This is a genomic window from Legionella bozemanae, from assembly GCF_001648595.1.
GTDB classification, from domain to species: domain Bacteria; phylum Pseudomonadota; class Gammaproteobacteria; order Legionellales; family Legionellaceae; genus Legionella; species Legionella bozemanae.
This window is the reverse complement of the sequence record NZ_LBAW01000004.1, coordinates 246,651-260,028: the sequence shown is the minus strand read 5'-3', so window position 1 is coordinate 260,028 and position 13,378 is coordinate 246,651. Positions and strand designations below refer to the sequence as shown.

Here is a 13,378-nt window from a genome sequence, read left to right as displayed (position 1 = left end):
TGAAAGTAGGTCATCGCCAGGGTTTTATTCTTAGAAAGCGGCTTTAGAGCCGCTTTTTTTTAATAAAAAACGCGTTATCTGCTTCACCTAATTTTATTTATTAATTGCCAACTTAAAACAGATCATTAGCCTTCCTTTTTTTGTATTTTTTGTTCTTCTACTTTTTCGTTCTAATTGCGCTAAGAGAAAGCCTTATCTCGATAAAAGCGGATTCCCGAGCTACACTGAATTAAAAATTATTTGGATTGATTTGATGAAAGAAAATTTCTTAATTTATGGCTCATATGGATATACCGGTAATTTAATTGCTCAATTAAGTGTGCAGCAAGGATTAAAACCGATATTGGCAGGCAGAGATGAAGAAAAATTAAAGCGTCAAGCGAATTCTTTAAATTTGGAATATAGAGTGTTTGACGCAAATGATCTGGAACAAACTAAAAATGCTCTGAAAGATCTCGTCGTCGTACTTCATTGTGCGGGCCCATTCAAATATACCTATAAAAACATGGCGTTGGCTTGTCTTGCTGTAAAAACTCATTACATGGATATTACCGGTGAAGTTAGAGTAATAGAACAGCTGATGACAATGAATGAACACGCTAAAGCAGCTGGCATTATGCTATTACCAGGTTCTGGATTTGATGTAGTGCCTAGCGATTGTTTGACTGCTTATTTAAAGCAATGTTTGCCTGATGCGAACCACTTGGTTCTTGCCATAGGAACATTTACTAAAAATAACGGCTTAAGCATTTCACATGGAACTGCTAAAACCATGATGGAAGATATTCCTGAAGGTACGCTGATTCGTGATAATGGATCTTTAAAAAAAGTTCCTTTCTGCTGGAAAACTCAATTTTTTGATTTTGGCACCTCAAAGAAACTGTTATGTGCCACGATTTCGTGGGGGGATTTGGCATCAGCGTGGTGGTCTACTCAGATTCCTCATATAGAAATTTATATGGCATTACCTAAAAAGATAATTCAACTTAGAAGCCTTATTAATCCTTTTAAAAGAGTTTTGGGGTGGCCTCCAATTAAAAAATATATAATGCATAAAATTAATCAATTGCCTGCTGGCCCTACTGAGAAGCAAAGACAAAATTCAATTGTAAAAATCTATGGTGAAGTAAGCAATGAAGCAGGAAAAAAAATGGCTGCATTAATGACTACGCCTAATGGCTATACTCTGACTGCTTTATCCACGCTGATGATCATACAACACGTTTTATCAGGAAATGCTCCAATTGGTTTTCAAACACCCTCCAGTGCATATACAGAAGATTTAGTCATGAAAATTCCTGAAGTGACTCGAGTTATGATTCAATAATTGTTAGTATTCACCTGACTCTCAGGCTTGAGAATAGCATGAAATAAATATTTTATAGCACTGAAGAGTGGATGGATGATTAAGAGTTTTTTAAAAAGTATAAGGAGTATAATAATGATCGAAAAAAGGCTTGTTGAGCTAGAAGGTGGGATACAAGAGGTAAAGTTAATGCAATTGGAATTGACTGAAAAAAGTGCTCGTTTACAACTCCTTATAGAAAAGATGGAGCAAGAACTAAATCAATGTGATCGCTCTGTGGATGCTAATGGGCCAGTAAAAGTGAATCAAAGTGAGTTGCTTAGTACATATGGCCTCATGAAACTGCCAACACAGAAAGTTGGATCATCTGAGTTATTCACGACCCCTACCCCTTAAATTTAAGTTAAAACATACGAAGTTTTAGGGAAATAGAAATAAAATATGTTTGGTATTTATACTGATGACTTGATGTCAGAATGGATGCAACTTGTTGTTAGTTTTCTTATGATAAGGGTAGATTTTCCTTTGTTCAAAAGGTTTTCGATCTTAATGTCTTTGAAAAAATTATGAAGCAGATGTGGAAGTTAAATTAATTTATATAATTTAATCGGATTGTCACGATGTTTAAGAGTGGCATTACCAACAAATTCAGCTTTAATTTCAGGCAGCTGCTTCATCGCATCTTCAGAAATAAGGATCTGGGAATTATACGTTTTATTTAATTGCTCTATATGGGCTGCTGAATTCACTACATCTCCTATAATAGTATATTCCTGCCGTTTTTTTGTTCCGATAGTGCCTGTTACTGCATGACCAAAATGTAAACCAATCCCTAATTTCAGATCGGGGAGATTGCCTTTTTTTATTTCTTCTTCGATACGTTGAATGATCTCTAATGCGGCTTTTGCAGCATTAGCCACATCATTGCCGTTAGATAGCGGTGCGCCAAATACTGCCATAAAGCCGTCGCCTAAAAATTTATTTATAATCCCTTTATTATCGTGAATGATTTTTACTATATGCTTAAAAAGATTATTGAGATAATTAACAACAACGGATGGTTCGTTTTGTTCGGTAAAATGAGTAAAATTTCTTATGTCCAAAAACATAATGCAAACGGGTAGGTCTTCACTTGAATTAGCATCTTTTGATAGCAGCTTGGATACAACCTCAGGGGAAACATGCTGGCCAAAAATGCCCTCAATTTTGTCCCGTTCCTTTTGCGCATCAAAAGCTGCAAAAAGCTGTTTTTTAATTTGAGAAGTAATGAATCCGGTAGCTATCCCTCCAATTAATAAAATTCCTCCACGGGCGGCAAAGGCATACCATTCTACTAAATATGAATCAATGTTTGTGATATCTGTATAATTTAGGACGTAATAGGACAGTCCCCAATATTCAAGGGCGGCAATCAAGCCTGCAAATCGGCATATCCATTCGTTTAAGGTCAGTGAAGAAAGAATAATGAAAATAAAATAAAGTAAAACAGGTGGCATTAAAAGAGCATAGAGGGGTGTTTGAAGGTTCATTATTACAATAATCCCTAATGTAGGAATATTTATTTCGATAAATGCATTAAAATAGCGTAGAAAGACTGGTATGTTTTTCTTATGAAGAGCGCATTGACAAATAACTTTTCGCATTAATAAAAAATAGAGAGCCACTGCTGCTAAAGAACTTGGCATGGTTATGGCCGATACTTTCGCATGTCGATAATATACTTCAGGAGAGTGAATAAAAAATATTATCCATATAAGCGCCATTAGAATAAAGATAATAGATAAAATCGTTGTCCTTAACTTTTCAGTTTTTAATATTTCCTCTTCTAAAGGCGTTTGAGCCATGTGCTTAATCCCTTATCTCTTTTTTCTTTAGTTTAGATTATTTCAAACAAATTTTTGCAGTGAGAATGGGTTATTCTAATAGCAATATTTAAAAGTATTGGGAGGGAGTTAGCACAATACTTTTTGATAATCGTTAAGAATGCACAACGATGGGTACCAGAGTGGGAAATAAGTACTTTACACGCTATAAGGATGCTAAATGTTTGTCTTTGAGCCGCACATAATGTTGTGCTGAGTATTCTAACATCTCGAGTTCTTGATCGGTTAATTTCCTGATTGCTTTAACTGGGTTACCAAGATATAAATAGCCGCTTTCCAGAACTTTTCCTGGGGTGACTAACGCTCCTGCACCAACCATTACATGATGCTGTAGATGTACTGCATCCAAAATTAATGCGCCCATGCCAATAAGACAGAAATCATCAACAGTACAACCATGTAATACCGCTTGATGCCCAATTGTAATTCCTTGGCCTAAAATTAATGGGTGCCCGCCTGAAGTATAGGGGCCATCATGAGTAACGTGTAACACCGCTCCATCCTGAATGCTGCAGGCATTACCTATTTTAATCGAGTTTACATCGCCACGTAGCACAGCCATAGGCCAAACCGATACATCGTCACCTAAAGAAACATCACCAATGATTACTGATTTAGGATCAACATAGACTCGTTGACCCATAGAAGGAGATTTACCTTGAAAACTGCGAATGGCATCATTCATATTATTTACACCATGGTTACGAATTCTTCTGCACTTGTGGGATGAATGGCAACTGTGTTATCAAAATCTTTTTTACAGGCACCCATTTTTACTGCCACACCAAAACCTTGGAGCATCTCATCAGCTGCTAATCCGATGACGTGCAAACCAATAATTTTCTCTTCTTTCCCTAGTGTCACCAGTTTCATTACTGTAGGTGTTTTTTCTTCAGCAAATGCATCAAACATTGGTGTAAAACGGGTTTGATAGATTTTAATTTGATCTTTACCGTATTGTTCAACAGCTTCTTCTTCGCTAAGCCCAACTGTTCCTATCGGAGGATGACTAAAGATTACCGTACAGATATTGTCATAGCTTAGGTACGCTTCGGGTTGCTGGCCAAACAGACGATCTGCCAAACGACGGCCTGCAGCAATTGCTACAGGAGTAAGGGCTGGCGCATTGGTCACATCACCTAGAGCATAAATACCTTGAGTGCTGGTATTTTGAAAAGCATCGACCACAACCAATCCCTGTTCATCAGTAGCAACATTTACCTTCTCCAAGTTTAATCCAGATGTTCTGGGCTTCCTTCCCACAGCAGCAATAATTACGTCGATATCGTGAATAATTGAGCCGCTGGAGCATACTATAGATTTTCTGCCATCACTATGTAAGTTTATCTCTTTTGCTTTATGATTTTGGTGGATATGAATGCCTTGTTGTTGCATGAGTTCCATTAAGGTATCTCCCAAGACATTGTCAAAGCGGGATAATGGCCTCATGCCTCTCATTAGTAGATGAGTTTCACTGCCTAAACTGTTTAATAGCCCAGCCAACTCTACCCCTATGTAGCCACTTCCGATGATTGCCACTTTTTCAGGTTGCTTGGTCAAGGCAAAGAAACCATCCGAATCAATTGCATGTTGACTCCCATGAATTGTTGGTTGAGAAGGTTCGCCGCCTGTTGCAATGATAATATGTTGTGCCTGATAATGAATATCATTTACTTGAATTGAATGTGCATCATAGAACGTGCCAACACCTTGAATTAAAGTGATATTAAATTGAGCAAAACGCTTTGCATAGTTCTCTCTGAGTCGCTCTATATAGGCATTACGTTTATTAACCAGAGTACTCCAAGCAAGGGTTGGGGATGTGAGTGAAAAACCATATTCAGGCGCATGATGCATGATTTCATTAATCATGGATGCATTGAACATCACTTTTTTAGGGACACAGCCTAAGTTAACACAGGTCCCACCCAAAAAGCTGGATTCTACTACCGCTACTTTGGCACCATATTTAGCTGCTCGAACAGCGCTAGCAATACCGCCGCTGCCACCGCCTAATACAATAAGATCAAATTGATTGTTTTTCATAGACAATTTTTAAAAAATAAGTTTATATTATCAGGAACTGTCCAACCAACCAACATAAAATTCCCAATAAATACAATCTACAAAGAGGGGATGTTTGCAAATTAATAAGGCCGGGCAAAAATCGGCCTACTTTCTGCGGCTTGTCGGCAGAATCCAGGAATCTTGCTCTGTGCCTAAATCTCAGGGTCCTGCGGACAAGCTGCAGGATGTGGGAGAATGCAATATGTCCGGACTTATTGAGAGTTACTGATGCTTTTTCTGATGTTTTGTTTTTGTTGCCTATATTTAAACTGATTTGTATTGTGAGTAGTACAAACACAACTTGATTTTAATATTGAATTATTTTTTGAAAAATTTGTAATGAATTATTTCTTTCCCTTCCTTGTGCATTATCAGGGATTAGGTTTAGGCGATTTTGAGTTGCAGCTTAGACTTATCCTTTTTTCTGCACCAGGAGCGGAGATTTTGGTCAATGATCTTTAATAGGGGATTAATATGCCAGTATCTGGGATTAAGATTAGTCGTTTGGTTTTTCTGGGGGATAGTTTATCGGATAGAGGCACTTTTGATAAACGCATGTTATTTGGGTTTATTCCTTTGGGTGATCTTTATGAGGTTGGTTATGATGCACCTAGAGGGCGATTTACGAATGGATTTGTCTGGGGAGATTATTTTGTTACAGCAATTATTGAACAATTTGAAATAGATTATGCGCGCAGAAAACTGAAACTACCTCGTGATGCTCGCGGAAATGCGGATGTAGCAGATGCCATTTTAGCGAATGATTTGCATTTACTGAAAAAGAATGAGCGGGCGTTTAGTCTAAATAATGACAAACATATTTTATTCAAAGGAACACGCTTTGCACGCTTTTATTGTGAAGCAGGTTTAACTTCCTACGATTACAAGACGAAATTTAGCCTCAATCCTAAAGAAGAAATAGCCAGGTTAATCGTGGCCGATTTGGAGGATAAGCGAAAACAACTCATTGCTGATGATAAAAAGTATAAAATTAGTGCCCAGGAAAAAGCTGAAACTTTAATTGTCGAGTGGTCTGGTGCAAATGACTTACTTACAGTGAATTCGGAGCCGACTTTATTTGAAGCAGATGATGCAGTGAATGCGCGTATTGTAAATCTTGAGATCTTAATTCAACAAGGGTATCGAAATTTTGTTTTATTGAATTTACCTGATCTTTCTTTAACTCCAAGATATAAGGCTAAAAGTACAAAGGAGCAAGAAAATGCTGCAAAATGCTCGGTGTATTTCAACAAACAATTGGCAGCTAAGGTACAGCAATTAATTGAAAAGTATCAGGGCTTGAATATTCCTCTGAATCTTTCAATTTTTGATGTCAGTAAGCCATTCGCAGAAATGTATGATCATTGTGAAGAATACGGGTTCGATAAAAATAAATTAAAATCTCCATATATTGATTCTGAGGAGTTTAGACAAAGCCAAAAAAATCCTGTACATCAGCAAGAGCATATTTCTCCGGCAGATGGTTATATGTTTTGGGATGACATACATCCTACCATGGATACCCATACTTGGTTGGCAGTGCAATTTAAAGAGGCTTACAACAAAGTTTTTACGTTTACTCCTCCAATATCAGTACGAAAGTCCTGTAAGGAAGCAGAAGATGCATTATGTAAACCATCATCTACACCTTATGCCCATTTACCTGAGGATGTAGTAAAAATAATCCGTAGTCTTTATGCAGATGCAATGAGCTTAGGAAAGTCATTTTGTGCCTCTCGTCGTGAAAAAGGCGAATTATTAAAGCAGTTTATTTTTAATTTGGAATGTCAAAGCGGCAACTTACAGGAGATTGATGCTTTTATAAAAACATTTACTCAAGATACAGAGAAAATGAAAATAATAAAGCATAATAATTTTCTGTTTGATTTTTTTGGATGTAAAAAAACAACTTATCCAGAAGATTATATTGGCAAATTGGGTGAGGCTGTTGCAGAAAAACTTGATGCACAGAAACAGCTCGCACTATGATTAAAATGAAAAATATGAATGAAGCAGCCAAAAGATTCTGCTTCATTCAAAATATGCTTTATTCAACACTTACTTTAAATTCCACATCCACATTGCCGCGAATTGCATTAGAATAGGGACAAACTTGATGCGCTTTGGCTACTAAATCTTCTGCATCTTTTTGACTTAAACCCACAATATGAGCATGCATTTCAACCCCAAGCTTATATCCTTTTTCTGGTGTGGGGTATAAAGAAACTTGAGAAAGAATTGAGGCATCTTGTAGAGGGATTTTCTGTAAACTGGCAACATGACGCATAGCACTCTCAAAACATGCGGAATAACCTGCGGCAAATAATTCTTCCGGATTGGTACCGTCGCCTTGACCACCTAATTCTTTGGGTTTCGCTAAGTCCAGCCTTAATAAACCATCAGAAGTTTCTATATGGCCATTTCGTCCACCGTGCGTACGTGCTGTTGCTGTATAAAGTGCTTTCATATTTAGGTCCTTTAATGATAACTGATACCAACGTTAGAATTGATTTACAGATTTGTCAATGAGTGAAAACTTGACATAGCGCCACCCATTAAGTTCTATACTTCGTTACAAGCTCGTTCGGCTCAGTCATGTACTTGTGTACACTCTTGCACTTCACGTTACTTTAGTGGATGACGCTATATATTGTGTTGCATTCATGACGTGGTACTTTGGAACTTTTTACTCCATAAAACAAACCCTTATCTAAATGATTACATACTTGTTCAGTATTTAATGTACTAAGGCATTGCGATAATATTTTGTGGTGACACCGCGGAAAAATAGCACGTGGGGAGTGGAGCGCTTGGTATTGCTGGTTTTTCCAACTGTTGAGATTGCTCGTATAATAAGTAGTAAAATTATTAATTTTCAGATTATTATCCATGCTAAAAACTTTCATACCTGGGTAATTATGATGGATACGACTAATCGCTGGCGTAGAAAAGGCATAGACATTGCTCCCATCATCTAGATGAATTTTTCTGATCTCATCCATATGCGTGTGCGATGTGAGGAGAGTAATTTCTCCATATGATTTTTTGTTGTTATTTAATATTTTTATAAATTCCTGTAAGTACGTTTTATGCCAAATGGGTTGTCCTCTATATGAAGTTCCAGGTGGCTCATGCATGGCAATTAATAGTTGTTTGGCATGATGTGTCTTTAATTGTTGATTTAGCCAAGAAAGCTGAATTAAAGCATCATGTTTCTGATTCGGATATTTTGCAAATATGGGCGTATTTGCCCATTGAGTGGCATTTAGGGCAATTAAAATAATTTTTTTATTTCCTGGTATCACGTAACTGGAATAATACCCATCGTGATACATGTGGTTGCCATCAATAATTAATCCTTTGCAATGAGCACAAGCACCATTCCATCCCTTGGCAAAATTTAACGGGGAAACACCATGTGATTCGAAGGGTTGATAATTACCCAGTAAGGAATCGTTATTCCCAGTAATATAAAAAATGGGTTTTAAATCTTTATCGTTTTTATATAATTCATCAAATACCGTTTTTTCAAATTCTCCTTTTTTAGATATGTTAAATAAGGAATGAGTGGGTAAGTCACCTAAACAAAGAATAAAGTCTACTTTTTGGCTTAATTTTTCATACGCTTTCATCGTGATTTTCAGAAATTCGGGGCCGGTATCCTCTCCATCACGTGATGAGTTATTGCTGCCGTAATGAATATCACTAATTGTTAAAAAGCTTGGTGTTGCATATACAGAATGAAAAAAGCAAAAAATCAGTAGAGCAATCTTAAAGAGCGAATTCAATTGAATCTCCATTGTGGTTTACGTCCGGATATTGTTTTGATCCTAATCAGACTCGAAAATTTTGTGGCCTTTCAATTCCCAAGTTTTACTTTGTTTCACGACAATGCATTCCTAAGCTGCTTCACGAATACTCCAGGTTCTTTGTACCTGATTGGGAGTATCTGTTTGCACCCAGAGTAGGGCAGGACTACCTGAGGGATTAATCGATAGAGTATTGGAGGATAACATCACTCCAAAAGGATATTTCTTTACCACGGCTTGTAGTGCGGACCATACCTTTTCAGGAGCGGCCTGGTTATCGTTTACTATAAGTTCATTGCCTCGATATATTATATTTACAGATTGACCCTTCAAAGCAGTTCGTAGTGCGGATTCCAAACGCCTCCATTTAGCCTGATGTGCTTTTTGTTTTTCGGCTTGGGTAGGATTTGATTGGAAACTAATACGTTGATGAGGTGAAAAAATTCGACTCAAACTATTGCTGTCCGGGTTCTTTTGCAAGAAATAAGTGCATAAAGCATCCAATACAGGGCGTCCAGGTCCAGAGGCTTTACCTGGTTGTCTGTTGACATACATTGCAAATGCCAATGTATGGCCATTGGCAGTATATAAATATCCTGAAAGACTATTTATTCCAGTCATAGTACCTGTTTTAGCACGAACAAAACCCTGTTGTGTGGGGATACGGAATCTTTTTTGCAAAGTTCCGTCACGTCCGGATATAGGTAATGCCGATATGTATTCATAAGATAAAGGAAAACGTTGATATAAAAACTTTAATAGCGAGATGGTTTGCTCTGGAGTAACTAGGCTGTAGCGCGATAAGCCTGACCCATCCGTAAAAATCGCATTAGTAAAATCGATTCCTGTTTGTGATTGTAAAAAGTTCTTAATCAAGGGTTCAGCATCTCGCCAATTAACTGGTGCTCCTTTGAGTTTTTCTGCTGCATGCAAATACAAACTGTCTGCGTAGAGATTATCAGATGGTTTTAAAGTATCTGCCATCAGTTGTGACACGGGCTTAGAGTGTTGTGTTGCAATTAATAAAGAACCTGCGGGAGTTTTTCCTAATTGTACCTCGCCATTGAGTTGAATAGCATCTTTTGCCAATTGAGTTTTGATCATGCCTTGGGCATACATTAAAGGATTTTTTATAGCCAAACGTTGTTGTATTGCCCATTGACCAACTCCGACACAACCACGGACAGTTAAATGATTGTCTTGATCCAAACTAAAACCCACGCCACAACCTTTGGCATTTGGTTTTGTTGTTACCTGATTATTTAATACGATAGCACCACCACCATCATCTACTTCAACAATCGCAGGGTCTCCAGCTTGAGCTCCTGGATTTACGGTAACAGTCAAGCGGTTGGAGTCAACCATGACCGGGGCATTTGGTGCACCATAGCTGTAAGACAAATCAGAAGCGAGCCAGCCAGGAGGATAGGGATCAACTTGTGCGAGGCTGCTGTCGATGTATACATTACCTTGAATGGTATTGATATTCCATTCTTTCAATGAGGAAAGCAGTGCTTTTAAATCATTACGATTAAATGAAGGATCACCACTTAGTTGCACATAAACATTTCCTTGGAGTATTCCCTGTTGTATTTTTCCTGCGCTCATACTTAATCGATTTTCAAAACGATAATCTGGACCAAGTACCATTAATGCAGCTGCTTCAGAAAAAAGCTTCATGTTGCTTGCAGGGATATACAAACGTCCTGCATTGCGGCGATAGAGCGTTTGTCCAGAAGTGAGGTCAAGAACGACAGCTCCAAGATTAACATTTGGATTGACGCGGCTAATTAATTTATCTACTTCGCCTTGAATGCTGATACCATATGATAGCGTGGATAATGCTAATAAAAATGCGCCAGTAAACATCCTTTTCATTGATGTCGTTCCTTTTGTTTTATCATATGCAAAATAGAAAATTGCTAACCATCGTCTAATCATATCGCAAGCCTAATCGCTCCAAAAGTCCCGCAAGCGTATCATTATCAAAAAATTTAACTTGTAACCATCCGCCATCACCATTATCGTTTATTATTTGTACTGGTGCCCCTAATTGTTCTCCTAATACGGATTGGAGCCGCTCAATGTCTCGATCTCTTTTTGCATTTTGTGACGGAGAGCATTCTTTATTTTTTTGTATTTTTACCGCATGTTCTAACTGTCTTACTGACCATTGTTGCGTTATGGTTTGTTTCGCTAAATATTCCTGATGGGTTGGTTCTAACCCTACAAGAACCCGCGCATGACCCAATGACAAGGTTTTATTGCGAATTAAATTTTTTATTTGTTCACTTAAACCCAATAACCGAATAATATTGGCAATATGGCTGCGTGATTTCCCTACTAAAGTAGCTATTTCATCTTGATGATAATGAAACTCATCAATCAAACGTCGATAAGCACTTGCTTCTTCAATCAAGTTTAAATCTTCTCGTTGAATATTTTCTATTAGAGTGAGGGCGCATGCTTGTTTATCACTATAATTTCCGACGAGGCAAGGAACAGTTTGTAATCCCGCTATTTTTGCGGCGCGCCATCTTCTTTCGCCGGCGATAATTTCATAACGTTGTTTTGCGATTGATCTGACGATTAGCGGTTCAATTAAACCTTGTGATGCAATTGATTGAGCGAGTTCTTTTAATGTGGTGTCATTAAAATCTTGTCTGGGTTGATATTGTCCCGCTTGAATGTTTTCTATGGGTATGTGGTGAAATTCAACGTGCATCGAAATAGTATTGAATAAAAATTGTTATGAATTGTTTCATATTTTGGTAGGAATGAAAATAGGAGTTAATGTGTTATACGTGTCATTAATGTAACTGGAGTGAAGTACCCTGTCTTTTGAGCACATCCCTGCCTACGCCCCGCAACTTGTCCGCGGGGGCTAGTGTTTTAGCGCAGATCTTCTGGATCCCGCGGACAAGCCGCGGGACGTCGGAGTAGAGTTCAATGTGAAGGCTGCGATCCATTTTACAGCAAGCCATACAATATTGCTGAGATAGCGATAATACCCATGATTGTTGTGAATACATTACTGACACGATCTGTTTTATATTTTTTCATTGCCGGAACTTTGGCAATTGCATACATAGGCATAATAAATAATAAGATAGCAATAACAGGCCCACCCAGGGTTTCTATCATTTTTAAGATGTTGGGGTTTATAGTGGCTACAATCCAACACGTGAGAACCATAAAAATTTCAATGACGCGTTGCAGTTTGCATTGACTTATCGTTTTTCCTGTTGGTTTTAACAGGTTTACAATAATGCTGCTTAAACCTTCTTTAGCACCTAAATAATGCCCTAAAAAGGATTTGGAAATCGCAATAAAGGCAATAATAGGAGCGATACAAGCAATCAGAGGTGTTTTAAAATGATTTGCTAAATAAGACAGGATAGAAATGTTTTGTTGTTTCGCTTGTAAAAGGTCTTGAGGTGAAAGGCTCAAAACACAACTGAATACAAAGAACATCACTGAAAAGACCATGAGCAAATGACTGTAACGCATGATCGCTGTACTATTACTATCTGCATCAATTCCATATTGCTGTTTTTGATTGACAGCAAAAGAAGAAATAATTGGTGAATGATTAAAAGAAAATACCATGACTGGAATGACTAACCATACAGTCATTAACAGTCCATGTCCTCCATTAGCATGCAATGAGTTGGTTTGTTGTAAGATGGCATTATTCCAGTTGGGAATTAAATAAACAGATAAAAACAATAATATAGTTGCAAAAGGATAGACCAATAAAGACATGGACTTGACAATAATTTCCTGTCCAAAGCGGACTATAGCCATGAGCGCAAGGATAAGGATTATGGATAAAAGCGCCCTTGGGGGGGCGGACATACCTAGCTGATTCACAAGAAAGCTTTCAGTAGTATTCGTAATTGCTACGCTATACATTAATAAGATGGGGTAAATTGCAAAAAAATATAAACCAGTCAGTATCCTTCCTGCAAAAGTACCAAAATGTTCTTCAACCACATCGGTAATGTCATTCTGAGTAGAAGAACCTGATAAAACAAAACGGCATAGTGCTCTATGCGAAAAGTATGTCATGGGAAAGGCAAGTACAGCCATGATGATTAAGGGCCAAATCCCATTAAGTCCGGCATCTATTGGAAGAAAAAGGGTGCCAGCACCTACAGCAGTACCGTAAAGACTTAACATCCAAACGGTATCATGTTTTGCCCATGAATACTTTTTATTTACTGCCAGAGGTGAAAGTATTGCTGCAGATTCATTTGATGACATTAAAACATCCTTTATATAATACCGAGCACAATGTTCAATATTAACAC

The 13,378-nt window shown here is 37.7% G+C and carries 11 protein-coding genes; 3 read left to right on the top strand and 8 right to left on the bottom strand.

The genetic code is table 11. The annotated features are described in order from the left end of the window. The first annotated feature begins 253 nt into the window (after window positions 1-253). Window positions 254-1,327 carry a saccharopine dehydrogenase family protein gene (locus A8O27_RS05555; RefSeq protein ID WP_058460033.1) on the top strand — a complete coding sequence of 358 codons (1,074 nt, stop codon included), beginning with the start codon at window positions 254-256 and terminating at the stop codon, window positions 1,325-1,327. A gap of 114 nt (window positions 1,328-1,441) precedes the next feature. After that, window positions 1,442-1,702, top strand: coding sequence for a hypothetical protein (locus A8O27_RS05550; protein WP_058460034.1), 261 nt, complete (start codon window positions 1,442-1,444; stop codon window positions 1,700-1,702). Between the two features lie 188 nt (window positions 1,703-1,890). On the opposite strand, the gene A8O27_RS05545 is transcribed toward A8O27_RS05550, so the two are convergent. From A8O27_RS05545 to gorA, 3 genes are all read right to left on the bottom strand, one after another. After that, on the bottom strand, window positions 1,891-3,150 hold the full coding sequence (locus A8O27_RS05545; protein ID WP_058460035.1) for an adenylate/guanylate cyclase domain-containing protein: 1,260 nt from the start codon (window positions 3,148-3,150) through the stop codon (window positions 1,891-1,893). Window positions 3,151-3,334: 184 nt separating this feature from the next. Next, window positions 3,335-3,874 carry a gamma carbonic anhydrase family protein gene (locus tag A8O27_RS05540; protein WP_058460036.1) on the bottom strand — a complete coding sequence of 180 codons (540 nt, stop codon included), beginning with the start codon at window positions 3,872-3,874 and terminating at the stop codon, window positions 3,335-3,337. A gap of 5 nt (window positions 3,875-3,879) precedes the next feature. Continuing rightward, window positions 3,880-5,235 (bottom strand): glutathione-disulfide reductase, encoded by a 1,356-nt coding sequence (gorA, locus tag A8O27_RS05535; RefSeq protein WP_058460037.1) that lies wholly within the window; start codon window positions 5,233-5,235, stop codon window positions 3,880-3,882. A 495-nt stretch (window positions 5,236-5,730) separates the two neighbouring features. On the opposite strand from gorA, the gene A8O27_RS05530 reads away from it, so the two are divergent. Next, window positions 5,731-7,245 carry an SGNH/GDSL hydrolase family protein gene (locus A8O27_RS05530; RefSeq protein ID WP_058460038.1) on the top strand — a complete coding sequence of 505 codons (1,515 nt, stop codon included), beginning with the start codon at window positions 5,731-5,733 and terminating at the stop codon, window positions 7,243-7,245. Window positions 7,246-7,303: 58 nt separating this feature from the next. Here the strand turns inward: A8O27_RS05530 and A8O27_RS05525 are convergent, their stop codons facing one another. The 5 genes from A8O27_RS05525 to A8O27_RS05505 all read right to left on the bottom strand — a co-directional run bounded on the left by A8O27_RS05525 (window position 7,304) and on the right by A8O27_RS05505 (window position 13,331). Further along, window positions 7,304-7,723, bottom strand: a complete 420-nt coding sequence (locus A8O27_RS05525; protein WP_058460039.1) for an organic hydroperoxide resistance protein — start codon at window positions 7,721-7,723, stop codon at window positions 7,304-7,306. 163 nt (window positions 7,724-7,886) lie between these two features. After that, window positions 7,887-9,044 carry a metallophosphoesterase gene (locus A8O27_RS05520; protein WP_058460543.1) on the bottom strand — a complete coding sequence of 386 codons (1,158 nt, stop codon included), beginning with the start codon at window positions 9,042-9,044 and terminating at the stop codon, window positions 7,887-7,889. A gap of 111 nt (window positions 9,045-9,155) precedes the next feature. Continuing rightward, entirely contained in the window at window positions 9,156-10,943 is a 1,788-nt protein-coding gene (gene dacB, locus A8O27_RS05515) for a D-alanyl-D-alanine carboxypeptidase/D-alanyl-D-alanine endopeptidase (protein ID WP_058460544.1), read from the bottom strand. A 55-nt stretch (window positions 10,944-10,998) separates the two neighbouring features. After that, window positions 10,999-11,790 (bottom strand): ParB/RepB/Spo0J family partition protein, encoded by a 792-nt coding sequence (locus A8O27_RS05510; RefSeq protein ID WP_058460040.1) that lies wholly within the window; start codon window positions 11,788-11,790, stop codon window positions 10,999-11,001. Between the two features lie 245 nt (window positions 11,791-12,035). Next, entirely contained in the window at window positions 12,036-13,331 is a 1,296-nt protein-coding gene (locus A8O27_RS05505; RefSeq protein WP_058460041.1) for a serine/threonine transporter, read from the bottom strand. Window positions 13,332-13,378: the final 47 nt, after the last annotated feature.